This window comes from Corallincola platygyrae (genome assembly GCF_039544265.1).
GTDB classification, from domain to species: Bacteria; Pseudomonadota; Gammaproteobacteria; order Enterobacterales; family Neiellaceae; genus Corallincola; species Corallincola platygyrae.
In genome coordinates, this window is the sequence record NZ_BAABLI010000013.1 from 17,090 (window position 1) to 43,958 (window position 26,869).

23 protein-coding genes are annotated in these 26,869 nt (G+C 50.4%); 10 read left to right on the forward strand and 13 right to left on the reverse strand.

Going from position 1 to position 26,869, the window contains the following annotated elements; genetic code table 11:
- The first annotated feature begins 126 nt into the window (after positions 1-126).
- Positions 127-1,887, forward strand: a complete 1,761-nt coding sequence (locus ABEA14_RS10810; RefSeq protein ID WP_345340012.1) for a SufS family cysteine desulfurase — start codon at positions 127-129, stop codon at positions 1,885-1,887.
- 58 nt (positions 1,888-1,945) lie between these two features.
- A complete protein-coding gene (locus tag ABEA14_RS10815; RefSeq protein ID WP_345340013.1) occupies positions 1,946-2,572 on the forward strand; it encodes a fumarylacetoacetate hydrolase family protein in 627 nt (208 codons plus the stop codon).
- Here the strand turns inward: ABEA14_RS10815 and tcdA are convergent.
- Positions 2,569-3,402: a tRNA cyclic N6-threonylcarbamoyladenosine(37) synthase TcdA gene (gene tcdA / locus ABEA14_RS10820; protein ID WP_345340014.1), complete on the reverse strand. Its 834-nt coding sequence runs from the start codon at positions 3,400-3,402 to the stop codon at positions 2,569-2,571. The two genes, ABEA14_RS10815 and tcdA, sit on opposite strands and share 4 nt — an antisense overlap.
- A 199-nt stretch (positions 3,403-3,601) precedes the next feature.
- Between tcdA and ABEA14_RS10825 the strand changes: the two genes are divergently transcribed.
- Positions 3,602-4,549, forward strand: a complete 948-nt coding sequence (locus ABEA14_RS10825) for a hypothetical protein (RefSeq protein ID WP_345340015.1) — start codon at positions 3,602-3,604, stop codon at positions 4,547-4,549.
- A 3-nt stretch (positions 4,550-4,552) separates the two neighbouring features.
- Here ABEA14_RS10825 and ABEA14_RS10830 read toward each other — a convergent pair whose 3' ends face one another.
- Together ABEA14_RS10830 and ABEA14_RS10835 are read right to left on the reverse strand one after the other, a co-directional pair.
- Positions 4,553-5,362, reverse strand: coding sequence for an ABC transporter permease (locus tag ABEA14_RS10830; RefSeq protein WP_345340016.1), 810 nt, complete (start codon positions 5,360-5,362; stop codon positions 4,553-4,555).
- 15 nt (positions 5,363-5,377) lie between these two features.
- On the reverse strand, positions 5,378-6,022 hold the full coding sequence (locus tag ABEA14_RS10835; protein WP_345340017.1) for an AhpA/YtjB family protein: 645 nt from the start codon (positions 6,020-6,022) through the stop codon (positions 5,378-5,380).
- A gap of 117 nt (positions 6,023-6,139) precedes the next feature.
- On the opposite strand from ABEA14_RS10835, the gene serB reads away from it, so the two are divergent.
- Positions 6,140-7,261, forward strand: coding sequence for a phosphoserine phosphatase SerB (gene serB, locus ABEA14_RS10840; protein WP_345340018.1), 1,122 nt, complete (start codon positions 6,140-6,142; stop codon positions 7,259-7,261).
- Positions 7,262-7,276: 15 nt separating this feature from the next.
- Positions 7,277-8,293: an alpha/beta fold hydrolase gene (locus ABEA14_RS10845; RefSeq protein WP_345340019.1), complete on the forward strand. Its 1,017-nt coding sequence runs from the start codon at positions 7,277-7,279 to the stop codon at positions 8,291-8,293.
- Between the two features lie 16 nt (positions 8,294-8,309).
- Here ABEA14_RS10845 and ABEA14_RS10850 read toward each other — a convergent pair whose 3' ends face one another.
- From ABEA14_RS10850 to ABEA14_RS10875, 6 genes are all read right to left on the reverse strand, one after another.
- Positions 8,310-8,741: a DUF6746 family protein gene (locus tag ABEA14_RS10850; protein ID WP_345340020.1), complete on the reverse strand. Its 432-nt coding sequence runs from the start codon at positions 8,739-8,741 to the stop codon at positions 8,310-8,312.
- A gap of 67 nt (positions 8,742-8,808) precedes the next feature.
- Positions 8,809-9,306 (reverse strand): TspO/MBR family protein, encoded by a 498-nt coding sequence (locus ABEA14_RS10855; RefSeq protein ID WP_345340021.1) that lies wholly within the window; start codon positions 9,304-9,306, stop codon positions 8,809-8,811.
- Positions 9,307-9,500: 194 nt separating this feature from the next.
- Positions 9,501-9,818 carry a hypothetical protein gene (locus ABEA14_RS10860; protein ID WP_345340022.1) on the reverse strand — a complete coding sequence of 106 codons (318 nt, stop codon included), beginning with the start codon at positions 9,816-9,818 and terminating at the stop codon, positions 9,501-9,503.
- Positions 9,819-9,932: 114 nt separating this feature from the next.
- Positions 9,933-10,151: a hypothetical protein gene (locus ABEA14_RS10865; protein ID WP_345340023.1), complete on the reverse strand. Its 219-nt coding sequence runs from the start codon at positions 10,149-10,151 to the stop codon at positions 9,933-9,935.
- A gap of 1 nt (position 10,152) precedes the next feature.
- Positions 10,153-10,620, reverse strand: a complete 468-nt coding sequence (locus ABEA14_RS10870) for a Tse2 family ADP-ribosyltransferase toxin (protein ID WP_345340024.1) — start codon at positions 10,618-10,620, stop codon at positions 10,153-10,155.
- Between the two features lie 129 nt (positions 10,621-10,749).
- On the reverse strand, positions 10,750-11,292 hold the full coding sequence (locus ABEA14_RS10875) for a hypothetical protein (RefSeq protein WP_345340025.1): 543 nt from the start codon (positions 11,290-11,292) through the stop codon (positions 10,750-10,752).
- A 238-nt stretch (positions 11,293-11,530) separates the two neighbouring features.
- On the opposite strand from ABEA14_RS10875, the gene ABEA14_RS10880 reads away from it, so the two are divergent.
- Complete coding sequence (locus tag ABEA14_RS10880; protein ID WP_345340026.1) at positions 11,531-11,953, forward strand: GFA family protein; 423 nt, start codon at positions 11,531-11,533, stop codon at positions 11,951-11,953.
- Positions 11,954-11,982: 29 nt separating this feature from the next.
- Here the strand turns inward: ABEA14_RS10880 and ABEA14_RS10885 are convergent, their stop codons facing one another.
- Positions 11,983-14,442 carry a PilZ domain-containing protein gene (locus ABEA14_RS10885; protein ID WP_345340027.1) on the reverse strand — a complete coding sequence of 820 codons (2,460 nt, stop codon included), beginning with the start codon at positions 14,440-14,442 and terminating at the stop codon, positions 11,983-11,985.
- Positions 14,443-14,623: 181 nt separating this feature from the next.
- On the opposite strand from ABEA14_RS10885, the gene radA reads away from it, so the two are divergent.
- Positions 14,624-15,982 carry a DNA repair protein RadA gene (gene radA, locus ABEA14_RS10890; RefSeq protein ID WP_345340028.1) on the forward strand — a complete coding sequence of 453 codons (1,359 nt, stop codon included), beginning with the start codon at positions 14,624-14,626 and terminating at the stop codon, positions 15,980-15,982.
- Here the strand turns inward: radA and ABEA14_RS10895 are convergent.
- Entirely contained in the window at positions 15,979-16,131 is a 153-nt protein-coding gene (locus ABEA14_RS10895; RefSeq protein ID WP_345340029.1) for a hypothetical protein, read from the reverse strand. The genes radA and ABEA14_RS10895 overlap by 4 nt on opposite strands.
- Positions 16,132-16,180: 49 nt before the next feature.
- Here ABEA14_RS10895 and ABEA14_RS10900 point away from each other — a divergent pair, with 49 nt between their 5' ends.
- Both ABEA14_RS10900 and ABEA14_RS10905 read left to right on the forward strand, forming a co-directional pair.
- Complete coding sequence (locus ABEA14_RS10900; RefSeq protein ID WP_345340031.1) at positions 16,181-18,202, forward strand: DUF3857 domain-containing transglutaminase family protein; 2,022 nt, start codon at positions 16,181-16,183, stop codon at positions 18,200-18,202.
- 11 nt (positions 18,203-18,213) lie between these two features.
- Positions 18,214-19,371 carry a hypothetical protein gene (locus ABEA14_RS10905; RefSeq protein ID WP_345340032.1) on the forward strand — a complete coding sequence of 386 codons (1,158 nt, stop codon included), beginning with the start codon at positions 18,214-18,216 and terminating at the stop codon, positions 19,369-19,371.
- Positions 19,372-19,444: 73 nt separating this feature from the next.
- Here ABEA14_RS10905 and ABEA14_RS10910 read toward each other — a convergent pair whose 3' ends face one another.
- Together ABEA14_RS10910 and ettA are read right to left on the reverse strand one after the other, a co-directional pair.
- Positions 19,445-19,813 carry a PilZ domain-containing protein gene (locus ABEA14_RS10910; RefSeq protein ID WP_345340033.1) on the reverse strand — a complete coding sequence of 123 codons (369 nt, stop codon included), beginning with the start codon at positions 19,811-19,813 and terminating at the stop codon, positions 19,445-19,447.
- A gap of 201 nt (positions 19,814-20,014) precedes the next feature.
- A complete protein-coding gene (gene ettA, locus ABEA14_RS10915) occupies positions 20,015-21,679 on the reverse strand; it encodes an energy-dependent translational throttle protein EttA (RefSeq protein ID WP_345340034.1) in 1,665 nt (554 codons plus the stop codon).
- 233 nt (positions 21,680-21,912) lie between these two features.
- Here ettA and ABEA14_RS10920 point away from each other — a divergent pair, with 233 nt between their 5' ends.
- A complete protein-coding gene (locus tag ABEA14_RS10920) occupies positions 21,913-26,856 on the forward strand; it encodes a PDC sensor domain-containing protein (RefSeq protein WP_345340035.1) in 4,944 nt (1,647 codons plus the stop codon).
- The last annotated feature ends 13 nt before the right edge of the window (positions 26,857-26,869 follow it).

Consider the following 26,869-nt stretch of genomic DNA (forward strand, 5'->3'; position numbering starts at 1 on the left):
CGTTCGATTTGCCAGGAATAGCACCTTGAGTGATCATAGCTATCCACAAACGAAGTTGATTGGCGATTAGCTTCATCCAGTTGATGAGAAAAAACCTCAAACCGCGAGATGCCACAGATAAGACCTATGCATTCAGATCCAGTTAAGGCTTCACTTACCGATGAGCAGTTAATACGTATTCGCAGTCAGTTTGGTGGATTGCAGCATCATCATGAAGGTCGTCCTCTGGTGTATCTCGATAACGCGGCGACCACCCAAAAACCATCAGTTGTCATCGATGCCATCACCCATCACTGGCGGCAGCACAACGCTAATGTTCACCGAGGAAGCCACCTGCTCAGCCGTATCGCTACATCAGCATTTGAGGCGGCAAGAGAGACTGTCGCTAGCTATATCGGCTCACAAAGTGCTGAACAGTTGGTTTGGACACGTGGCACCACAGAAGCGATAAATCTGGTGGCATCAGGGCTGACCGACCGCCTGAATGCCGGAGATGAGATCCTGCTGGCGACAACGGAACACCATGCCAACATTGTGCCCTGGCAGCTTTTAGCCGAGCGCACGGGTGCCAGCATCCAGGTTATTCCCTGTGATAAACATGGTCAGCTGGATATGACCATGTTTCATCAACTGCTGTCAGATAAAACCAAGCTCTTGGCTATCGGCCACGCATCCAACGCATTGGGTGCGGTTCACCCCATTAAACATATGATTACAGCCGCCAAAGCATTAGGTGCAATAACGCTGGTGGATGGTGCCCAAGGTGCGGCGCATCTGCCTGTCGATGTTGTGGATCTCGATTGTGATTTTTATGCTTTTTCCGCACACAAGATGTTTGGGCCAACCGGTATTGGCGCGCTTTATGGCAAAGTAGAAGCATTGGCATCACTGCCCCCTTGGCAGGGTGGCGGAGAGATGATTGAACATGTCAGCTTTGCTGGCACCCGCTTCCAGCCACCGCCATTTCGGTTTGAAGCAGGCACGCCCAATATTGAAGGGGCGATCGGTTTCGCTGCTGCCATCGAATTTATCAATAAACTGCCCGAGGGCTGGCGAACTCACGAACAGCAGTTACGCCGCCGAGCTTATCATGGCCTGAGCAAGCTGCCAGGGATCTGTCTCTACGGACCCTCTGAAGAGACTAACGATGTTGTCAGTCTGGTTTCTTTCACCCATGACTCGGTGCATAGCAAGGATATCGGTGCGCTGTTAGATCAGCAGAATATTGCAGTACGGGTTGGCCATCACTGCGCCATGCCGCTAATGGATTCTCTGGGCATTCATGGCACCGTGCGTGCCAGTTTTACTGTCTACAACACACTCGACGAGGTTGACCGTTTTGTTGCTGCCATAGCGCAAATCATTCAGGAGCAAACAGATGAAGCTGAGCCTGTGATGGTCGATAGCGCTGTGCCAGCTTCATCACTTTCTAGAGGCTCATCTTCTACAACTTCATCTTCACCTTCTGGGCTGTTTGATACCCAAGCCTGGCAGTGGCCAACAGGCGAGGTGACAGACAAGGTCCTGAAAGCCAAAGGCTGGGAGGGGCGTAACAGGCAGTTAATGCTTATGGCAAAACGGCTACCGGGCCTTGACGAGCAATTCAAACAAGAGCCATATGCGGTCGCGGGTTGTGAAAGCCGAACCTGGCTGGTTCACCAACAAGTCGATGGCCAACACTGGTTTGCCGCAGATTCTGACGCGCGGGTGGTCAGGGGCTTATTGGTGCTGTTGCTGAGTGCGGTGAACGGCAGAACCAAGGAACAGGTTGCGGCGTTTGATGCGCGTGCCTACTTCACTGAGCTGGGATTACTAGAGCATCTGAGCCCTTCGCGGGGCAATGGTTTGTTGGCGATCGCAGAGGCGATACAACAAGCCGTGAAGTGATAATTTAAAAAGAAAAATTACAAGACTAAAACGACAGATTAGCAATGGGGAGAGGGTGTTGAACAAGGTTCGAGTTGTCCATAAAAACGGTGAGCGTTCAGACGTTGTACCTGCCAAGGTGGTATGTGTCGGCCGTAACTATGCCGATCACATTAAAGAGCTCAACAACGAAGTGCCTACGGCGCCGGTTATCTTCTGCAAGCCCAATTCTGCGATCACTGAGCAACTCAACAGTAAGCATCAGGAGCCTTTGCATTACGAAACCGAGATCTGTTTTTTGTTGGAGCGTGGCAAACTGAGCGCTGCGGGAGTAGGTCTGGATCTGACCAAACGTGGTTTGCAGAGCGAATTGAAAGCTAAAGGACTGCCTTGGGAGCGAGCAAAGGCCTTTGATGGCTCTGCGCTATTCAGTGATTTTGTCGCCATCGATGGTGTGAGCTCGGAATTGCAGCTGAAGCTTTGGATTGACGGTGCCTTAACCCAACAGGGTGGCGTCAGCCTGATGTTGAATCAGCCAGATGCGCTGGTAGACGAGATCAATGGCTTTATAACGCTCCAGGATGGCGACATCCTGATGACGGGCACACCCAAGGGGGTGGGCGAAATTCCTGCCGGGGCCGAGCTTTGGGCGCAGCTGTTCGATGGTGAACAACTGCTTACCGAGGCGAGATGGGCCGCTAGTTAGTCTTCGTTGTTCTGCGCCAGTGCCGCTTTTCTGGCTTTCGCCAGTACTTTATCGAGTGCTCGAGAAGCCGCGATAAAACCAAAGGTCGCCGTGACCATGGTGGCCGCACCAAAACCGCCAGAACAATCAAGACGCGTACTGCCGTCACTCATCGACTTCTGCTGACACACAGAGCCATCGGCCTGCGGGTAAACCAACTGCTCTTCTGAAAACACTGCTTCAATACCAAACTTACGCTTCGGATTTTTGCTGAAGTTGTGTTTACGGCGCAGGTTATTGCGCACCTTAGCCAGTAAGGGATCGTTAAACGTTTTAGCCAGATCGGCGCTGGTGATCAAACGTGGATCGGTTTGACCACCCGCGCCACCCACGGTAATCAAAGGGATCTTATTGCGTTTGCAATAAGCGATCATTGCTGTCTTGGCATTGACGCTATCAATGGCATCGACCACGCAATCAAAATGACTACCCAGATACTCAGCCTGGGTCTCTTCGGTGACGAAGTCTTCAATGCACTCTACCTGACAGGCTGGGTTAATGGCGCGAATTCGTTCCGCCATCACTTCAGTTTTGTCTTTACCTATGGTGTCAGCGGTCGCGTGGATCTGGCGATTGGTGTTAGTCACACAGATGTCGTCGAGATCGATTAAGGTCAGTTTGCCCACGCCACTTCTTGCCAGAGCTTCTGCAGTCCAGGAGCCCACGCCGCCAATGCCAATAACACAAAGGTGAGCATTGGCCAGTAGCGTCGCAGCATCATTGCCATAAAGGCGGTTAATGCCGCCGAAGCGAAGTTCGTCCACTACAACGCCAGATGAAGGTTGAGACATATCGGTACCAAGAAAAAAACATCAAAGACAAACACACAGATGGGATCAGCGTCGCCGCAGCCCAGTTTGGCGGCATTATACTTATCAGTCAGGCATCCTGCCATTGAGCCGGAGAGAAACGCTTAAGAGAACCCCGCGGCTTCTCGCTGAGATAGGCGAGAGTGTAATAATCACTGACTGATTTTCAAAGGATGAAAGATTGAATCAGGCGATTAAACATTGTGTTGTTCTGCTGCTCTGTTTTGGGCCGTCGATACCCGCCACATTAGCCAGTGAGACGGCCAGTGAGATAGCCAGTGAGGCTGCTGGCGAAATTGTTGCTGAGTCCAACAAAACCAAAACGATGCCAGACACTGTGCTGATAAACCGGGGCCACTCCCGGCTCGACATCCGCTATCAGTATCCTAAAGCCTTGCTGAATATGGCGCTGGAGAAAACAGAGGACCAATACGGTAGTACCACGGTTGATGAATCAGCCAGGGTGATGAACCGCGAGCGGGCGCTGCTGGAGCTTGAGCTGGGTGAAAAACTGCATGTGATGGCCGAAGCGGTCAAACCGGAATGGGAGCAGAAGTTAATCCCGGTGAGGTTTCCTATTCGCAAAGGGCTGCAGGGATATCGGCTGTTTTTGGTGCGCAGGCAACACCTGCCGCTTTTTGCCCAGGTTCAAACCTTCGAACAGTTTTCACTAATTCCGACTGGTTCAGGGGCGCACTGGTCAACACGCTGGGCAATGGAGAAAGCCGGCATGGAGGTTGTGACTGGCATTGATTACGAATCCCTGTTTCGTATGTTATCGCGAGACCGCTTTCTCAGCTTTGGGCGAGGGGTTAATGAAGTATTTGACGAACTGAAACAACATCAGCGCCTGTATACCGACCTCGAAGTTGAGCCGACGTTGGCGTTATATATCCCGTTACCAACCTACTTTTTTGTCTCACCCAAGTACCCCGAGCTGGCGTCACGTATTGAGCAGGGATTAATGCGAATGCTCGACGATGGCAGTTTTGACCAGCTGTTTATGGAGTATCACGGCGACGATATTGCACGCGCAAAACTTTCACAGAGAAAGATCTTCAGAATTGAAAACCCGAACTTGTCTTCAGATACGCCACTAACTAACTCGAGCCTTTGGTATTCACCCTAGACGTCACTCTTCATTCTGGCGATAGGCCTTCATCGCTGACGGATTCACTAGCCCTGTGGGTGTGATAAGCAGTTTCACAGCCAGCAACAGTGATACCGTGACCGACAGCCACAACATCACAAAGATCGCCAGTAGGATCACCCATTGATATTTCACCGCAAGCATAGGGTCGGTACCGCCGAGTATTTGGCCTGTCATCATGCCGGGTAGGGTAACCATGCCGGTGGTCGCCATAGAGGCCAGGATCGGCGCTAACGACTGTTTTAGCGCCGATTGCACAAAGGTAAAGCTGGCTTGTTTGGGGGTAGCGCCAAGCACCAGCGCGCCTTCGTACTCGTGAACACGCTCGGCAAGGCCGGTGAATAAGCGTTGTAGCGCGACGATGTTGCCACTCAAACTGTTGCCCAGCAGCATCCCTGCTAGTGGGATCAGGTACTGTGCACTGTAGGTCGGCGAAGGTTGTAGCAGTGTGGTGAGCAAAATAATCAGCAGGGGACTGAGCCCTATAAGCAATCCCAGGGTGACCGGCATAAACAACGCACGATAGGGCAGTTTGGCCTTGCTGATGATCGCTTCACTGCCCACCAGCAGCATCACTGTCAGCCAGAGCAGGTTCAGCCAAAGACTATTCAGCTTAAACAGGAATTCGAGATAGAGGCCGACCAACACCAGTTGAATCGACATTCGGGCAATGGCCAGGGCACTCTCTTTGGCCAAACCAAGTTTTAACCAGGCGTTCAGCACCAGGGGAAGCAGCAGGATAAGACTGAATCCCGCCAGTTGTAGCCAGCTGATGGCAATCACTTGCTGCATCAGAGCTGGCCCATGTTAATGGCGCCTTTTCAGCACTTGCGCCAGCATAAATCCGGTCAGGCCGGTTAGCAGCAGTAGGATCCTGCCCTGGTCGTAACTGGTCTGTTGCACTTGACTGGCTTGATCAAGCAGGCGCTCCATCTCCAGCGTAATGCGAATGTAGCCCAGGGTTTCGTTTTCATGGACCACTTCAGCAATGTAGGGTTTCAAATCCCGCTTGGGGCGGCTGGCTTCATCGACATCACCAAAGCCAAGCAGGGCAGTGATATCCAACGCATTGGTTGAGCGCGCCAGCGCGATACCCTCAACATCATAGATAGAGGCGTCCAGAATGTAGGGATCTGAAGCCAAGTGTTCGGCCATCGCATGCAACCGTTCCTGATCCTGCTCTATTAACAGTTTTACTGCTTCGAGTGCCGCCTGGTGGGTGAGCATGCGAGACATTACCTCGGTCTGCTGCTGAATCAGCGCGTTAGTACGCACTGACATGGTGACCATCAACTGCATAATGACCAGCACCAACGCCACCGTCATCGCGATAAAGAACAAACGCCAATAGATATAGCGGGTGTTGCTCTTTAAACCCGAGGGCTTTGTTTTGTCTGAGCTTTCCGTACTGGTAGAGCTGCTTTCCGGTGCGACGTCGGCCGTATTACTCATGTTTCCTTGCAATGCATATTTGCGGCTTCGGGATGACACAAATACTATAGGCGTCCAGATTTGTGAAGCGACCTTTGGTCGACAATGCATTCGAATACGAAATTTAAGGGATAGCCTGTGAAATTAGTCACCTTTTCGCTAGTTCCTGCCGCCTTGGCATGGGAAAGTCGTGAAGCGCTCGGCAAGTTGTTGAATGAGCTTCGTCAGGGCCAAAGCATGCTGCAAGATGTGGCATTAACGGATGACGGTGCCACCCTGGGGATCGCCACTGAAACCATGGACAAACTGACCAAGGCGCTTGAGGCATACCCAGTTGCCGAAAAAGAGCAGGTTACCCATATTCCACGTCTGGGCAGTCGCCTGGTGGTATGGGGTGAAGGATTGCACCTTAAAGGCCTGTCGCTGGTATTGGATTTCCTCAAGCAACACGATATCCCAGTTAATGGCATTCGTAAGATCGATGCTCTTGAAGACGCTGATGCACTTGGTGCAGTGGTGGTTGACCTGGCCAACGCCGAATATCCTGATCGCGCTACGCTGGCAACCGTGGGCCAAAGTCTGGGACTGGATCTGAATCTACTGTCTCAGTCAGCGCCAGTGATTGACCAGCCAGGTCTGCTGCTGATGGATATGGACTCGACCGCGATCCAAATCGAGTGCATTGATGAGATCGCAAAATTAGCCGGAGTTGGCGAGCAGGTGGCTGAAGTTACTGAACTGGCCATGCAGGGCAAACTGGATTTTGCAGAGAGCCTGCGTGGCCGTGTTGCGACGCTGGAAGGTTCCAGCGAGTCTATTTTGGCTGACGTGGCTGGCAGCATTCCGTTAACGCCGGGTCTGGAGCCGCTGCTTAAGGTACTTAAAGACAAAGGCTGGAAAGCGGCCATCGTTTCTGGTGGCTTTACCTACTTCACCGGCAAACTGGAACGCGAGTTAGGCCTGGATTTCACCCGTGCCAACAACTTGGAAATTGTTGATGGCACGCTGACCGGCAAAGTGCAGGGCGATATCGTCGATGCCAAGGTAAAAGCGGTTACGCTAAACGAACTGCAGGCCAAGTTTGGCATTGCTGATTCTCAAACCGTGGCGGCTGGTGATGGTGCCAATGACCTGTTGATGATGGATGAAGCTGCCATGGGTGTGGCGTTTTATGCCAAGCCTGTAGTACAGGCAAAAGCGGCGACAGGCATCAATTATGGTGGCCTGGAAGGCGTTTACTATCTGCTGGCCAGCGACTAAAACAGGCTGCCAGCGATGAGTGAGCTGCGGTTTGAATCTCTCGAAGTGACGCCCGTTTCGGGTGTCACTTTGCATCTGCGCCATATCGTCGCTGAGGACCAACAGCCCCCACAACGAGTGCAGCATGAGCAGCAAGAACGGCAAGAACAGCGAGAGCAGCGAGCTAAGAAAGGCGCCGTGCTGTTTATTCATGGCTCGATTGAGAACGGCCGCATCTTCTATTCAAATTCAGGTCGCGGTTTAGCCTGTTACTTAGCCCGTCTGGGCTATGAGTGTTACGTCGCGGATTTGCGTGGACGCGGAGACAGCAAGCCGAAAGTCGCCCGAGGCGCAGACCACGGTCAGTGGGAATCTGTGGTCGAAGATATCCCCGCCCTGCATAAATTTGTTTATGACAGGCACCCCGAAGGAGTGCACTGGGTCTCTCACAGCTGGGGTGGCACGCTCACGTGTGCCAGCCTGGTTCGATTCCCCGAATTACGTCCTCAAGTTCTCAGCCAAACCCTGTTTGGCGTAAAGCGACGGATCACCGTGCGCAGCCCTGAGTACTACTTCAAAATGGGCGTGGTGTGGCAGGGACTGGCTCCTCTCACGTGCAAACTACTGGGGTATTTTCCTGCCAAACCGATGAAAATCGGTGCCGACAACGAGCCGTGGGGCGCTATCTGGCAGGTCACCCAATGGACCAAGCAACTGCATTGGCGCTGCCCACTAGATGGTTTCGATTACGCTGACGCACTGCAATCGCAGCAGGCAAGTTTAGCTTCAGATCCTGATTCCAAATACCAGTTACCGAGAGCACTCTTCCTGGCTGGTCAAAACGATCGCGTGTTAGGCCACCCTACCGATGTACAGGGCTTTGCTGATGAGTTAGCCGGGGTGCAACAGCAAGTGACGATTCTGTCTCGCCAGAATGGCTTTAAAAACGATTATGGCCATATCGATATGCTGGTGCACCGTGACGCCGAACAGGACCACTTTACCCACGTTGCAGAATGGTTGGCGAACAGCGGTTTACGAAGGCCTGACTAGACCAACGCTTAAGCAGCTAAAAGTAAGCCATCATCTGCTGGGCGAGCGAAAAGTAGCGGTCTAAGTGTTTTTTCGTTTCTGTCTGCCGGTTGTTCTCTGAATCCAGATGAATATCCTCCACCACGACAGCTATCTCATGTGCCAGACGTTGTTCATCGCCGGACGTGTTGTCAGCCAGGTAGGCGACACTTTTTTCCAGTGAATAAGTGATGATATGTATCTGCTGCAACTCAGCAGGATCAAGCTGCTTCATCGCCTGCAGCTCGGCGGTTTTTTGCTCGAATATCTGCTGTGCCGAGTCCATGGAAGCCACATCTTCCAGCTTCAAATGTTGAATGGGCTTTTCGTCACCGTCGCTGCTTGCGGACGCCTGCGAGGTCAACAGCAAGCCTGTTAAACCAACCAAAAAGATAAATGCAGTACATAGTGTCCGGATCGCTTTTGCCATGGTGGTGACTCCTCCTGAGCTAATATATGAAATTATAGAAGTTTTCCCGAATTGATAGCGTCAAATATCAGCCTAAAATTTGAGGGTTTAACTGCCAAAGGGCGTAATTAAGTACGCCTGCAAAACTGACCCACAGCAGATAGGGCACAAGCAATATCCCGGCGATAGGACGCACGCGCCAGAACAAAACCAGCGTGGCTGAAATCGCTAGCCACAACACCACAATATCTGCCAGCGCAACAGCGCCCATCTGCCAGGCAAAAAACAGCCAGCTCCAAATGGCATTCAGAACCAACTGCACCAGAAAACAGCTCAGTGCCAAGCGGTTGGCGCTAAATCCGCCTGTGCGCCACACCAACCATGCTGCAATTGCCATTAATCCATACAAGGTGGTCCAAACCGGGCCAAATAGCCATGGTGGCGGTGCCCATTCAGGCTGAGCTAACGCACCATAGAATGACTTGGCCTGAATCGACGCGATGGCCCCAATGGCAGAAGTGGCATAGCTCAGCAGCAGCCAGCAAAGCAGCCCAAAGGCTTGTTTAGGTTTGGAATAGGGCGACATAACAACTCCGTAGCCTTGCTTCGACAACTTTCCGTGGATAAAGGATGGCTCAGTTTTAGAAGGGTGTTTTACTGTTGCTGGCGTATTTTGGATCTTAAGGGGGCTTCAATTGGGGGGCTAAGTGGGTTCATAGAAGTGGGGTTGATGTTGATGGCTACTGAATTTGAGCAACTACATGTCCCAATCAATCATCGTTATGAATCTCTGAAATCAACCTCTTTAATCATAGCTTTCCCAACTAGTTTGGACCCTTCCTTAACATCCCAAGAATTTCCAATTACCAATAAGTGTTTCATTCCAGGCTCAAATAGGGAATGGACTTGTGCTCTTACGGTGTCACCTGGTTCGCAAATACCATTTTCAAAATCGATAAACCCAATAAAAGTAGAAGTGTAATTCCGAAACTGATGATTAGGCCTGTAAGCCGCTGTTCCCATTGACCTTCTCGCCCCCTTCACGTCAGGAAAGAGTGTGAAATCAATCAAAATTTCCGCTTCGATACAATCGTCCATTTACGTATACCTAACGCTCCACAATTGGAACACCAGCGGCGGCTCAGCCACCTCATCGCTGGTGTCCCTTACTGCATTTCTCAGCACATCTTACAAGATGCTTTTGTTAGCCATCTATTCCGGAATTACCTGCTCAAGCTTGAGACCATATTCGTCTTCTTTGCTTTTGTATTCCTCCTTGAGGTACTCAAGGAACTGAGTCAAATGAACCAAGTGTTCCTCGTAATCATCCCGGTTTCGAAGAGTTTCGCTTGTAAGCAATTGTTCATTGTACAAAACAGCATCGCGAACAGCGCCAAGCAGCATTGGTACGTATGGCTTTGGTATGTTCATGTTAAACGGCCTCTTTTACTACAGATTTGGCAAGCTGGCTTAGTAGCACTTTGAATTTTGCCAGTGGCATATCGTAAGCAGGGGCAATCGTGTAGTGATACGCTCCCACCCTCGGGTTGTACTGGTCTTTTACAATAGCCAGCCCTCTAGGCAAAGGTGTGCCAGAAGGGATGCGGTAATGCTCCCAGTTGGGACCTTGAGGTATGCCAGGTTTATCAAATGTACTGATTCCACGAGGACTATCTTTGACCATGACTTTTGCATTGGCACCAGAACCACTGATCGTTATGTCTGCAGGTCTAGGCCGCCCGTTAGATAGCATGAAGGTATCTTCGATAAGCTCGAACAACCCCATGTTTTTTCTAACGTTAAGACCTCGCCAAAGGTTTAGTGGTACCCGCCCTTCGTAGTATTTGTGAATCTGTCCTTTATCCAGAAGGATATCCTTTAGCAACGTAACACTTTCCATAGTTTTCTCCATTTGCATTAATACTTCGTGAGTTAAAATTCCTTTGATGGCTAACGCCGCCAGCAGGGGCCAAAAAAACAGAGCGAAAATGCTGTTTTTTGGCTCTTCTGACTGGCCTTGTTAGAAGTTTTATTCGCTACTTTGTTCGACATTTTCATTCCATGATAAGTCTCGGGTCCATACTTGCTTATTTTCCCCTGGTTTTGTAACAGCTTCCAAGCGACAAACAATAATATAGGAGAGACCCTTTTCGAGAATAAAGTGGCTTTGCAGTTGGCTATTGGTTGCGGGTTCAAGTACTGCCTCTGGCCAATGCTGCCATGGCTTGTTATCCGCATAAACAACGAGATTACCATGCCTCGTGTTGATGGCTATATTTTCAGACGTTTCTGGTAGTTTATATACAGTAAACCTTGTTTCTTGTGTGTTCACAGGCAGTGCAATTGGGCCAACATTTCTCCAAACACATGAAACGGAAAGAATATTCTGATTTTTTGAGTAAGGGGCTACAGACCATGACATTTCACCATCGAAGGATGGCATGTCATGCCTATGCCTAAAATATTCAGACAGCGACCATTTCCAGAAAGCCCAGGCCCCGCCAAGTACTATTCCGATAGCTGTTGCTAGCTCTCTTATTATTTTTGCTTGATCAAGAGTAGGCCACTCCATCTTCGATCCTTCGTTTTTCTAACAACGTAATAGGCTTAACTCTGCCTAAACAGCAGCATCCCGCCTTTAAATGTTCACTCACTATAGCGGCTCAAGTTTCGCTTTATCAATGCGATACATCACGGCTTTAAATCCCTGTTACATAATCCAGTAGTTATCGGCGTGGCAGACTTTCAGCGCTTATACCAGACTGATGGCTTATGCCTTTTGGTCTTTCATTTTTACAGGGAGAGATAAGATGCCAGCAGAATCCAAAGTAACCGGGCAGTGTTTATGTGGGAGTATTAAGGTGACGGCCAATACCCAACCCACCCACTTTGAGGCGTGCCACTGCAACATGTGCCGTAACTGGGGCGGGGGGCCCTTGTTGGCGTTTGATGGTGGCACTGAGGTCAGCATTGCGGGTGAGCCAAAAGTATTTGATTCGTCGGAGTGGGCGGAGCGCGGCTTTTGCGGTGAGTGCGGTACACATCTGTTCTATCGCCTAAAGCAGAACCAGCAATATATTTTGCCGTTAGGACTGTTCCCCGAGCTGACGGATATCGAGTTTGAGCAAGAGATCTTTATTGATCAGAAGCCAGACAGTTACTGCTTTGCCAATAACACTAAGAAGATGACCGCGGCAGAGGTGTTTGCCGCGTTTGGTGCGCCAGCAGAGTAGTTGGTATTGGCTAACGTTCGGAGCAGAGGTTATGAAAGGTTGGGGTAGCGCCCAATCACCTCTGCTGTGACATCCACTAGCTCACCCACACCCACAACATCCCATAGCTCCATTTCCAGCTTTTTCGCCTTATGGATGGCGTACATGCTGATGTACTTGAGTTCGTCGTTAACGAATTCGATATCTGGTCGGCCGGTACGGGAAAGCTGCACTCGCCATGCGCGGAATACGCCCTGATTCTGGCTATCCAGAATAAACATGCGACGCTTTACTTCGTTCTCAAATTCGTCGGCGTAGCGACATTGCGCAAAGGTGGGTTTGCCTTCCTGGTCTGTCTGCATGCGGATATAGAGCTCGAGCGCTATCGGCGGGTCTTCCCGTGTCATGGTTTTTAGCGGCACCAGCAAGTGTTCATGGAAGTGTTCCGCTTTGACCAACGGGTAGAGGTTAATCTTGCTCTTATGATCTGGGTCTGCCAGCTTTTTAAGCAGCTCGCACACAGGCGAAAAGTGTTCGCTGGTAGCAACGGTATCGATGGCGTATCGCGCCCCACGTTTATGGACATAAAACGGTGTGGTGGTAACCGCATGAGCACATATGTTGCGCAATGAATTGGACATGCCGTCTACCAGTTGCGGTGAACGCAGGGCCGGCAGTTTTTTGCGATTGGATTGGATCACCTGCGCCAGAAAACGTTTGGCCTCCTGGCTACCCAGCTCGGTTTTAAGCTTAAGGTGGAGCACGGTATCGGTCGCATTATGCCCCACGATCTCATAAGCCAGCTCTTCCAGACGCACCTTCTTGGTGAGTTTCTGCAGTTGGGGGAGGGACAGTTTCAGGGTGTCACCTACTTCGCAGGGGGTTGGCTCTTCCAGCTCTACCTGTAACCCAGCCGACGAGATATCACGGGTAAAACCTTCTATCTCATGCTCGCCTAATTTGCCCTGTACCAGGGTCTTGTAGGCAAAACGGTTTTCACGGCGAAGGTTTGAGAAACTTAACGCGTGCAGTTCGATCTCTGACTGTTTAAATCGCTTATGACCAAATCGCTTAAGTGCGTTGACCTGGCTGCGGTCCCACTCATGTGTTGAGTAGCGCATCACTCCGATTTCTGATGTGATATTGCTGATCTGCACGACTTGGCGCAGCGAGCTCAGGCGCCCTTCCACTCTTGGAGGAGGCGACTGCTGGTCCAGCTCAGGGCCATCTTTGCCATCTTTTAACGTGGTGAGGTTGGCGTGCGCCGGGTGGATGTTGGACATCGACAGATGGAACACATGCCAACTGGGTTTGTTGGCACCAAATCCCATAAAGATCTGTTCCTGCTCTGCAGACTCAAACTCATGTTTTGCCGCCGAGTAATAGAACAGCTTGCCTTGAGCACTGTGGGTAAAACAGTAAACGATTAGCGGTGTATGGGGATCTTTTCGTAACTTGTTTAATCGGCTTTCTGACAACAGTGGATCTATCTGCAGACGGTACTCTTCGTCCCGCCAGTAATGGATCACATCGCGGTTGTTTTCTGTCACCAACGCCAGCTCTGGTTTAAGCGGCTCTTCTCGGCCACCGCTGCAAAAGATGGGGAGGGCGCACATCCGGGGGAAGAAATACTGTTCGTAGCCTTTGCAAAGCACGGCATCGACGGCATGGTCCAGGTTGACCTTGTAGCGGCGCTTGTTACCACGGATAAGGCGCTCGAGGAACTCATCAAATACTGCTTCGCTATTGGCTCGCATCAGGCGCAAGCGCTTTTGGCCATTGATATGCTCATCACTACCCATGATGATGTACTCGATGCCATCACCCATCTCGCCGAGCACATAGTCATCTTCCAGCCCAAGCAGTTTGACCTTGATATGGTCGCCGTTTTCAAACGGGGTTCTCTCATCTATTTTGATGCGGGCGCCGCTGACGGAAAGATCTGTGGTGTTTCCTTCGACCACCTGGCCATCAGCCAATCTGATTTGGATCGGCATGGCGTAGTGCATACGCTCTTCTGAGCGCATCACATAGCGACCAAAGTTAACCAGTTTACCGGGATAGTTAGGGACTTTTCGGTTGGCCAGTAACAGCGCTTCATCTTCGGCAGACTTTCGGCTGCTGGCCTGAAGTTCATTAAGCTGTTGATTCTGTTGTTTGCGGTGCAGAACACGGTAGTTATTTTCCGTGTTCATGACGTCTTCATAGACGCCCATGGTGTACTTGCCGCGATAATCCTTCAGGCTGCGCTGGAAGGATTGTACCGCCATATCGTCGAGATAATGCAGACGGCCTTCATGCTCAAATGGTGCACAGTTGCCGTCCACTCGGCCACGGAGGTCGATGACTCGCACACAGGGTGCCGCCAGCCGTTTCAGCTCCATCTTTATTAAAAAGCGGGCAGAAGGGGACTCTGACCGGGTCAGACGTGCCAGCATATCTTCAAAGTCTGGCTCTGATACCAGTGGCTTTAGCTGATCGATAATGGCGCTATACGCTGATAATTCCATGCGCGACTTGATTAACCTACCGTGCTACCTACTAACTGACATTTGGAGATACTGACATTAGAGTATCCCTCATTATGATTGTGGCGTACATTTGACGCCTTACCCTAATGACAAGCTAAAGCAAATTCAATGCCAGCCAACCAAAAGTGTGGCTCGGCTCAGACCGGAGAGACATCGAATCATGGCAAAGGCGAAAACAGCCTACGTATGTAACGATTGTGGGGCTGATTTTCCCCGCTGGATGGGGCAGTGCAGTGAATGTAAAGCGTGGAACACCATCAGTGAGGTGAGGTTGGCGGCAGCGCCCAGCCGTTCTGCAAGAGATGGTTATGCCGGGGCGACTCAGGCTCAGGTGCAAACCCTCGCGTCGGTTGATTTGAGTGAACTGCCCCGCTTCAGCAGCGGTTTTAACGAGTTTGACCGTGTATTAGGCGGCGGTATTGTGCCGGGCTCTGCCACCCTGATTGGTGGTAATCCGGGGGCTGGTAAAAGTACGCTGCTATTGCAAACCATGTGTCATATGGCCAACACCATGGGTGCACTTTATGTCACGGGTGAGGAATCATTGCAGCAGGTAGCTATGCGCGCCAAGCGGCTGCACCTGCCAACCGATAAGCTGAAAATGCTGTCTGAAACCAATGTTGAAACCATCTGCCAGTTGGCTCTAAAAGAGCAACCCAAGATCATGGTGGTGGATTCGATCCAGGTAATGCATATGGCGGATATTCAGTCGGCGCCGGGCAGTGTGTCTCAGGTGCGAGAATCTGCTGCATATCTGACCCGTTTTGCTAAGCAGCACCAGATTGCGATTTTGATGGTGGGGCATGTGACCAAAGATGGCTCACTGGCAGGCCCCAAGGTTCTGGAACATTGTGTTGACTGCTCGGTATTGTTGGATGGCTCTGCTGACAGCCGTTACCGTACGTTACGTGGACATAAAAACCGTTTCGGTGCCGTTAACGAGCTGGGTATTTTTGCTATGACAGGCCAGGGCTTGAAAGAGGTGAGTAACCCGTCAGCTATTTTCCTGTCTCGCGCCGAAGAACATGCGGCTGGCTCTGTGGTGATGGTGATTTGGGAAGGTACTCGCCCTCTGCTGGTAGAGCTGCAAGCCTTGGTAGATACCTCACCTCTGGGTAACCCGCGTCGCGTTGCCGTGGGCCTAGACCAAAACCGTTTGAATATGTTGCTGGCGGTGATGCATCGCCATGGCGGTTTGCAGATGTCGGATCAGGATGTATTTGTGAACGTGGTGGGTGGTGTCAGAGTTGCCGAAACCAGTGCTGACCTGACGCTGTTACTGGCATTAGTTTCCAGCTTTAAAAACCGCGTGATCCCCGAGCAAACCGTGGTGTTTGGGGAAGTGGGGCTTTCCGGTGAAATACGCCCTGTGCCCAATGGCCTGGAACGTATCACCGAAGCGGCTAAACATGGTTTCACCAGAGCCATTGTGCCCTATGGCAACAAACCCAAGCAGGTGATTGAAGGTATGGAAGTACACGCGGTGAAAACGCTGGCTGAAGCCTTGGAGTTGCTTTAGGCAGTAAATCGGTAACCAGAGAACTCTCCACTCCATGGTCGGCATATCCCGAGCAACTGCTTTACTATTGAATGCTGCTCGGAATAAGGCATCAGAAACTCAGGGGTATTCAGGTCACCTTTCTTGCCAGCGCTGCTTTGTTCGACCATGGAAAGCTTTTATACTCGAATGCTTAAATAATGCACTGGAACGGCATCGATGTATTTAAAATGGATGGCTGGCCTAGCTCTGGGTCAGCTCTTATTATTAGTATCCCTTCAACCTGCACTCGCTGATACGCACTGGCGAATCGATAAGGCTCCCGACTGGGTTGAACCTGTCTCTGCTGACCTGACATCTGCTCCCTCTACTGAGGCTGTTGATTACTTAATGACTGACAGTCAGGTGAATCTGACCTTAAAAGAGCCGGTTGAATATCGTCACTTCAGCTACCGAATCAATGATTCTCTTGGGGTTGAGGAGAACTCAGATATTGAGATCGCCTTCAATCCGGACTTTGAAACTGTGGTGCTGCACCATGCGCGTATTCTTCGTGATGGCAAAGAGATTGATCGTCTGAGTACCGATGATATCCGGGTCACGGACCTTGAGCCCGAGGCAGCAAACCGGATCTACTCAGGCTACAAGCAGATAGGACTTTGGCTCAAAGGCGTGAGTGCCGGAGACGTCATCGATTACAGCTACAGCCTGGTGGGTGAGAATCCGGTATTTGATGGCCATGCCAGTTATTTCTTCGACCTGGGGTGGGGGATCGAGGTTGGCAAAGTCAGTGTAAAGGTGATTGCCAGTAAGCAGCGCCCATTGAACTACCGCCTGATCAATAGTGACGTGAAAGTCAGTGAACAGGTTCAGGGCAGCAAGATTATCTACAGTGTGATGCTGCGAAATACCACCGCAGTGCTTGAAGAGGGTGACAACCCCAACTGGGAAATTATCTACCCCTACCTACAAATGACTGACTTCAATAGTTGGAAAGAGGTAACGGATTGGTCTGTCGCTCTGTTCAAACGAGGCAAGGGTAAAGTAAGTGGCGAACTGGTTGAGTACATCGAACAGCTGAAAAAGCTGCCCAAGAAGCAAGCGATTGAAAAGGCCATTGGTTTTTCACAGGAAAAAGTGCGTTATCTGGGAATCGAGATTGCTGAAAACTCCCACTTGCCCCATAGCCCAGCTGAAGTGTTTGAAAATCGCTATGGCGATTGCAAAGATAAATCGCTGCTATTGGTGACCATGCTGGATGCTTTGGGTGTCGATGCGTCTCCGGTATTGGTGTCTACTCATCAGACCAAAACCGTAGGGGACTATCTGCCGACCTATGGCTTGTTTAATCACGCCATTGCGTCTTTTGTATATCAGGATAAACGCTACTGGGTAGACCCGACTCTGACCCATCAGGGCACGACATTAGAGAGCTTCTACCAACCAGATTATGGCGCTGCGCTGTTAGTGAAAAAGGGTAATGACCAGTTGACCATGATGCCTTCGCACTCTGCGGAGCAGCACACCGTCTCGGTCATTCAGCAATATCATGCCTCTGATTACATTTCTCCGGTACGTTGGCAGATTCAAGCAGAATATACCGGCCGCGAAGCAGAGCGTATGCGCTACCGGTTGGCAAAAACAGGCCAAAAACGACTGTCACAGGAATACCTGAACTACTATGCGCAATTGAATGAAGGCATAGAATCTCTTGGAGCCATTGAAATTGAAGATGACCGGCTGATAAATAAAATTGTGGTCAAAGAAGAATACCTGTTGCCTAAGTTTTGGAAGTTGGATCAGTCCAGTTCCAATTCCAACTTCCATTTCTATTCAGATCTCACCGATAGTTATCTTAAATTACCTCAGCAGGTTAACCGCAGTCAGCATCTCAACCTGTATGGGCCGGTGACCATCACGCAGCGCTCTGAACTGTGGTTGCCGAAACATGTGTACTTCATCACCGAGGACGAACAGGAGGTGGTTGAGAACGATTACATTCGCTACACCATCGACCTGACTTCTGAAAATCGCAAACTGATATTGAGTCATCAATACGTAACAAAGCAGGAGACAGTGCCCCCTTCCGCGTCTGCAGAGCACATCGCGATATTAAGAGAAGCGCGGAAGTACCTGGAGTACAGCAGTTCAGTGAACAATGTCACCAGTGACCCTTCGATGGATGCGGTGAAAGCGCTATTGGGTCACATTCATCAGCAGCAAACACGACTGGCGAAATAGGAGGATTTGGAATGAAACATCTTTTACCTCTTGTTTTGGTTTGTTTGGGTCTTGTTGGCTGCGCAACTAATGGCAATCAGTCTGCTGGATCACAAACCATTACTAACGATGTAACGGCTCATCGGGCTGAGCTTATGGCGCCAGCTAAGTTTGGTAGCACAAGGTTCTTCAGAGAGTTTGGTGAAAAAGCGACGCAATCTTCTCAGGAGGCTTTTGAGCAGAACGCCAATGCTGAAGCGATAGAGGAATATATCTACTTTCTGGCCGGTAGAAATGGTTTTCTTGACCAGGCAAGAAATGGCTTCTTGGGGAGCGACTGGAAAACGATTGGGTATAACGTTTTACAAGACAGGTATTCATCCGATAAACAGCAGATTGAGTGGGAATTCCTGCATGTTGAACGCAGAGACGGGTATGTACATAGTTACTTTGCCGTCCATATATCAGGTCACATCAACTACCTGAATGTCGTGTGGTCTGAGAACAGTGAGACTATCGTTGAAATGCACAAAGTGCTCTATAAATACGGAGAGCTAGAAGCACTTGTTTCTATCGATCAACTGTTGGAATCAGAACAGTATTCGCAAATTGAACGCTCTTACTTCAGGCATACGATGCAAGCTATCAATCGTAGCGACTTTCAACAATTTAAGATTCGTTTTAAAGAACTGCCTGATGATCTCAAGTCACATCCACTCTTGATTGACAACCTGGTTCAGATCGCTGCAACTGATACATCAGGTATTTTGTGGAATCAGTTGATTAGAGAGCTTGCCAGGGAGCATGAGCCTCATAGTCAATACTACAAACACTACCTGATCTCTGAGCAGGACGAAAAAGCCCTTGAGGCGCTGGATACACTTCCCGAGTTTATTCAACGTCACGCAGGTGTTCTCATTGAACGCGCTGCTATCTACTATGATCTGGACCAAATGGATAAGGCCACCTTGATGGCCAATCAGGCGATTATTAACGATCCCTATCTTGTGATGCCTTATGTGGTGAAGCTGATGGTGGCATTGAAGAGCGATGACAGTGAAGGGGCGTTGTTAACTTTGCAGGTGCTGAAACTGCGCTTTGAAATTGAGTACGACAAGGCGGGATTGCAAGAGCTGGAAGGAGCAGATCGCTTTCTTAAGACCAGCTTCGCCGAGCAGTACTTTGGTTAAGCTGATTGTGTGTCATGAAAAAGGCGAGTCACTGGACTCGCCTTTTTCGCCATATATCCGAGAGTTTTAGCGTTTACATTTCGGGTGGGTGGCCCAGATCAGCTAGCTCGCGGTGCAATAGGTCATCATCTCCGACATTTAGCTCAATCAGTCGCTTCAGGTGAGAGGCGCTGTCGATGTCGATATGGTGGCAAGCCCAGCCCAGGTAATGGGCTCGTTGATGTGACAACTCGACCTCCATGGTGATCTCAATATCTGAGCCTTCCAGTGTGAATCTAAGCTGATATTCGGCATCTTTGTCGAAGGTCCAGTTTTTGGGTTCGGCGACCAGGGCACCTTTCAGAGAGAGATCGATAAGCTCTGACACTTCCTCAGTTTCACCATTCACAATGGTCACTGGCGTGGAGAATACAATGCGAGTAAATCTACGTTTTTCAATCATCTTCATTGGTCCAGATCTGTTCTACAGCAATCATAGTCAGCAGATGTGCGCTTGAGAAGCCATCGGCCGGATTGAGTGTTGTTTAAGATCACAGGCTTAAACATCTTTGGCGCTGGCGTTCACTGCTTGTACAAATAAGCCCGGCAAAACCGGGCTTATTTCTTTCAATGAGACAGCATCGTTCAAAGAGACAGCAAAGAATTAAGAGATTTTCTTGTACTTAATTCTGTGTGGCTCAACGGCTTCGGGCCCCAAGGTCTTCTTCAACCATGTCTCATAGTCTGAGAAGTTTCCTTCGAAGAAGTTCACCTGACCTTCATCGCGGTAATCCAGAATATGGGTCGCGATACGGTCGAGGAACCAACGGTCGTGCGAAATCACCATGGCACAGCCAGGGAAGTCCAACAGGGCGTTTTCCAGCGCACGCAGGGTTTCGACGTCGAGGTCGTTGGTTGGCTCATCGAGCAGGATCATGTTACCGCCGGCCTTCAACAGCTTGGCCAAATGTACACGGTTGCGCTCACCACCTGACAGTTCGCCGATGCGTTTGCCCTGTTCTGCGCCTTTGAAGTTAAAGCGGCCGACATAAGCACGGCTGTTAATTTCGACATTGCCGACGGTGAGAATATCTGCACCCTCGGAGATCTCTTCCCAAACCGTCTTATTGTCATCCATCTGATCGCGGAACTGCTCTACTGCTGCCAGTTCGACAGTGTCACCGACGGTAATGTTGCCGTTGTCAGGCGTTTCCTGTCCGAGCAGCATGCGGAACAGGGTAGATTTACCTGCGCCGTTGGCGCCGATGATGCCAACGATGGCGCCCTTCGGCACACTGAAACTCAGGTCATCAATCAGAACGCGGTCACCGTAGCCCTTACGCAGATTTTCAACTTCGATCACCTTGTCACCCAGGCGTGGACCCGGTGGGATGTACAGTTGGTTGGTCTCGTTGCGCTTCTGGAAGTCTTTGTTCTGCAGCTCTTCAAAGCGGGCCATACGGGCCTTGCTTTTCGCCTGGCGACCTTTGGGATTCGTGCGCACCCATTCCAGTTCTTGTTCGATTGATTTCTGGCGAGCTTTCTCGGTGGCCGCTTCCTGAGCCAGACGTTGGTCTTTTTGCTCCAGCCAACTGGAGTAGTTACCTTCCCAAGGAATACCCTGGCCACGGTCAAGTTCGAGGATCCAGCCTGCCACGTTGTCGAGGAAGTAACGGTCGTGGGTAATGGCTACCACGGTACCGTTATAGTCGTGCAGGAAGCGCTCCAGCCAGGCCACAGATTCGGCATCCAAGTGGTTGGTTGGTTCGTCGAGCAGCAGCATCTCAGGGTGAGACAGCAGCAATCGACATAGTGCTACACGGCGGCGCTCACCACCTGACAATACTTCAATCTTGGTGTCCCACTCTGGCAGGCGCAGTGCGTCTGCAGCGCGTTCCAGCGAGTTTTCAAGGTTGTGGGCGTCGGCCGTAGCCAGAATCGCTTCCAGTTCACCTTGCTCTTTTGCCAGCGCGTCGAAGTCAGCATCTGGCTCAGCGTAGGCTGCATAGATTGCATCTAGCTTGGTCATCGCGTCTTTGATGTGAGCGATAGACTCTTCCACCACTTCGCGAACAGTTTTGTTGGGATCCAGTTCCGGTTCCTGAGGCAGGTAACCGATTTTCAGGCCAGCCATTGGGCGGGCTTCACCTTCAAACTCCGTGTCTACGCCAGCCATGATGCGCAGCAGGGTCGACTTACCGGCACCGTTAAGGCCGAGTACACCGATCTTGGCGCCTGGGAAAAAGGAGAGTGAGATATCTTTCAGGATGTGTCGTTTGGGCGGAACAATTTTGCCCAGACGGTGCATAGTAAAGACGTATTCAGCCATATCTGCCTGACAGCTCTTTTGAGTAGTTAATAGAAGGATTACGGCGCGATAGTTTAGCCTAATCTGCGGGTTATAAAAGTGATTTACGTTAAGTGACCGATACGCACTTTTAGCCATATATGCAGTGCATAGATTGGTTAAAAACGCTCCCCTTGACTAAAATTCAATCACTTAACTTGATTTTATAGATCCAGGTTACAACGCAAGCCGTCACCGACCACAGGAGTGGGAAGATGATCGTAAAGGTCAACCGGACGACTACGGCGCTGTTGTTCACCCTGTCGTTGCTGTTAATTGGGGCGCCCGTCGCTTGGCTGTTATACGCCAAGTTTCAAAGTAATGAGCGTTATCTGCAGCAACGTTCGTTTGCTGTTCTGCACCAGACTCGCACTCATTTAGATAATAAATTTAAAGCCTTGGCAGGCTTGTTCAAACGTATCCCTGAAACCACCCTGTGTACATCAGAGCTTTCACCTGCCCATGAACAGTTGATTAGAAATGCTGATCCAGAATTCAAACGTGAATTGACAGATTTTCTTGATGAGGGCGGGACCTACGTCACCAAAGAGTTTGACGAGGAAGTGCTGGATAGCATGACCTGGGAACTCAGGTGGGAACATGAGTGGGATACGTTAGAAGATGTGAAGGCAATGTCCTGTAGTAGGGACAGTGGCGCTTACGATGAGACGTTGTGTGGACTATCTACGTCTTTTTCTTTAGTCGAAAAGCCCTCCGCATCAGCGACGTTCGGCAGTGATGACTTTTTAATTGAGGGTGTCAATGCTCTGGGTTCCTGGGGGTGCCGTATCGGCATATTTGCCGAGAGCTCAGAGCTGAGAAGCTCCGGTCTGTTTGAGCTTCCCAGTATTCTGCAGGAGGTCAGGGCGGAGCTATTTTCTATTCTCGACGAGATAATTCCGAGGATAAAAGAGCAAACGCTGCTCTCCTCCATGCAGGTACAGCAAAGCAAGCGATTCACAGCGCCAGAGGAAGACGATGCTTTAGGAGAGGTAAGTGACAGCTTCGCCTCTGGTCAGCAGGATATTGAGTTAGCTAGAGAAGAGTTGTTGCTTCGGGTCAAAAGAAACAAGCTGCTTGATGGGACTAGCTTGCGTAATGCCAATGAACAGCAGGGCTGGTTTCCCATCAGCGTTGATGTAGGCAAGAAAGCCTGTACTGGTAACGACGGCGCGCCATTTGTGAGGTTCATGGCGGGAGCCAGAGGCATGTATATGATGCGCTGTCTTGATGCCGACAAAAAAACTGCGGGCAGCTCGGTTGTTGATCGTAACTACTTTCAGCTGGATATGACCAAGTTGCTGTTGGACAACCCGACAGTTTCACCATTTGACTTGATGATGGTCGTGAACATTGATGGTGGTGTTATCACTACGGTGAAAAGCCCCATCGAAGATGTACAGGCATCCACATCATTTAACAGTTCCCATTTTGCCCACATTAACGACTTTCTGAAGGGCGCTGATGACAAGTCCAAACAACAGTGGGAAGAGGTAATTAAGCCGCTGTACGAGGCGTTGAAAAAATCCTCCAAAGAGTTGGGAAAGGGAAGAAAGGACAGCACGTTGGAGCGGTTACCAGCAGGCGCCGCGACAAGTCTGAATATCACTATCGGTGAAATGCCATTTCGCCTGTATCTCATGCCTTATGAGTTGCCCTACCCAGTCGTTTCCAGGAATCGACTTCAGCAGGCATATTTAGTGCTGGCCGGGTTGATCCCAATGGAAGAGGCGCGAGCATCCAAATTCAGTTTGTCTCCCTCAATGGCAGCCTTGGCCTTGGCCATCGTATTACTTCTGGTAGCCGTTTGGCCCATTCTGCGTTTTCGATTTATGGGCATCAATCAGGCGATGGGGGCCAATGAATTCCGTATTGCACTTGCTGGAGTGGCGCTGTTCGCGCTTACCATTACGTTGGCAGCCACCGATCTATTGGTTTATAGCAATGCCAAACAGCATATACAGCGCCAACTGATGGAACTGGCGATACAGGCTCGAGACCAGGTGGGTGATGAATTTGCTAGTAAAAGACAGTTGTTAAAGCAGATATGGCAGGTGCAATTAGACAAGAAAACCAGTGGTGATAGCAGCGAGGTTCTACGGTGTATCAAACCGCTTACCGATGCCAGCAAGTCGCAATTTGATGCGGTTAATTGCTCGCGAGACGACGTCAACAAGTTATCCGAAGTAGAGCACTACTTTTTATTAAACAGGGCGGGGCGACAGGTGGGGCCATTCTACACCTGGTATCCATTTAACCTGCTGGACAAGGGCGCGCTTGAATTGGCGCACCGGGATTATTTTAAGAAATTACACCTTGGTAAAGGATGGATTTCGCCGGAAGGTGAACCCTTCTATCTGCAGCATATTTTCAGTCATTCTGATGGGCTTAGGAGCACGGTTGCTTCGATCAAACTGCCACCTAATGACTGGGGAGCGGATGTTGCTGTTGCTGAGTTTCATGTCCAAAACTTGCTGGAGCCTGTGCTCCCCTATGGTTATGAACTGGCGGTGGTTGAGAATAAAAGTGGCAACGTGTTGTATCACTCGCGCCCCGAACTTAGCTTGCTGGAAAACTTCTTAGTGGCTACGGACCACGATCGTGACCTTAAGCTTGCACTCAGTAGCAATCAAGACATGACTCTCCGAGTCAGATATCAGGGCAAACCTCACTACATTGCAACGTTATCCCTGGCCTCGCAGGGGATCCCTTGGAGTGTGGTGGTGATGTATGACCACAGTCTGCTGCAGATCGTTAATTTTAATGTGCTGCTGATGGTGTTGGTAAGCATGTTGATGCTGATGTTATGTCTGTCGCTACTGCTGTGGGCTGGCAAATTATTCACGCCTGCACTCAGCTGGTTGTGGCCAAACTTTTATCGGCGTGACGTGTACCCTTGGCTGATTGTGACCGCTGTGATCAGCTTGCTGCAAGGAGTGATGTTTGGTTTTGGCGTAGAGCATGCCACTGTGCTGACAGTGGTTTACTGTCTGGTGTTGCTGATGTTCAATTGGGCCAACTTATGCCTTCAGGTCGCCCATGGACCGCTTACCACTCGGTGGCGAAGGAATACCTTGGTGACAGTGGCTTTGCTGGCTGCGCTAAGTGACATTGTCGTCACCTGGATTGTCTGGCACCAAGAGCAGATGTGGAATCCCACTACCAACTTCCATTGGAATGCCGCGGTAGTCACGATAGCGATGGTGTTTCAGGTGGTGTTGATGCTTCAGCAATTAAAACGCTTCCCACCGGAAGACTGCAACTGCTCAGACAGCATTGGCCGTACATGGGCACAGCGACTACATCCACTCCATGGCGGTCTGATGCTCTGTTTGGTCGTTGTACTGCCAACATTGATCCTTTACCACCAGATATCCAAGCACCAGATATATCTGTATGGAGAGTTGTCTTCTGCGCAGATTGGTAAACAGATGGACCAGCAGTTTGGGAAAAGTCATTGGCTACTGGAAACTCTATATCCCAAGTTAGATGGTTCACGCAAAGATAGGAAGTACCCCGCTGTAGACAAAAAAGGTGTATCACTGCAGTGGATACAACAGCGTTTTCAGCAAGATCGAAAAAATGGTTGTGGGCCCGGTGTGTTTGGCCTGGCCTGCGTTCAGGACGCCGAGAGAAACTTGTTTAATGTTAGTTACGCGGCTTATTCGGGTGCAAGAACTCCTGCTACTGCGGATATCAAAGAGAAGGGGTTTTACGACTATTTGATCAGCTTAACGACGCCATTATCAGAGTTTGCGGCTCGGATCGGGTTCCGAGCGGCATCTAAGCCAAAATTACATGCTCCTCAGATTGAGCGCTGGGCCATGAAGGAGTCTCAGGTTGCGCTTGCAGGTTTAAAGGCTGCTGGAGCCCAAAATTCGAATGCTACCGTGGTACCGGTATTGCCCACTGCGTTTGCCATGGCGATGGAATCAATTTGGCTAATGTTACTGGCACTTCTGCTGATCGGTGGTTTGTTATACAAGGTGTTCCGCTCTCTTGCTGAAAGAAGTTTGGGACTATTGATCCCCAGGGTGTTGGAGCAGCGTTTCCCGCATAGAGGTTTGATGCGTCAGGTGCTGCACAAAGCAACCAAGGTGCCCGGAGGGGTGTTGATGATCTGGCCTGGGCAAAGAAAGTTGATGCGATATCGTCGTTGGCTTGGCTCTGAACACGGTATTCATTGGTTGGACTTGGCAGATCCCAATGCTGAATTACCAATGCGTTATGGGCAGGGAGTCTCCTCGCCGCTGCCAAGACTAGAAGGTTGGGAAGTCGTAGTGTGTTACAACCTGGAGGTGGCTGCTGCAAGTGATGAACTGCGTGGTCATGCCTTGTCTTTATTGCAGAAACTGCTAGAGCGCCGACAGTCGCTTGATGCCATGGGGTTTGTTCTGTGCTGCGAACGTTCTCCGCTTTACCGTTTGATTAGAAATCAGGCTTATGAGCAGCCAGCAATCGGGAGCAGTGACAGACATTACGATAATGAAAACCAGCAGTGGGCTCAGCTGTTTAGCTGCTTACGTAAGTTCTACGCTTGGAGTCCTCAGCATCAAGGATTCGGGCTGATGCCTGATGAGGATATCAAACAACACTGCTACTGGCTGAGTAAAAGAGAAGCGGGAGTATGGCCTGATCTTCGTCTTATTCACTTCGAGTTCAAACGCTGGTATACCCGCCATGCGCCCACATCATTTGAGCCTCAGGATCTGGAAACCTGGTATATCGCCAATGCAGGAAGTATCTATCGGCGAAAGTGGGAGCTGTGTACCCGAGATGAGAAAGTAGCACTCTACCAATTGGCGACAGGCAGCTTTATCAACTGCCACAATCTCGAAGTAATCGAGCACCTGGAGCGGGGTGGATATGTGGTACGAGACCCAAGGCTGAGAGTGTGCAACCGAAGTTTCGAACGGTTTGTACTGGCCGCCGAGCGTAGTGAAGTGATGGAAGAGTGGTTACAGCAAGCATCTGTTAGTGCATGGAACCTTATTCGGATCCCACTGCTGACGCTAATTTTGGTTGCAGTTGGCGCGGTGCTATATCTATTCAACACTGAACTGGAAAGCTTGGCCGCAGCACTCGCGGCAGCGCCAGCAATTATTGCTTTGCTAGCCAGGGGGATGGCATTCGTGCGAGGCAGTCCTGTCAGTGACTAAGGGCTGACTGGAC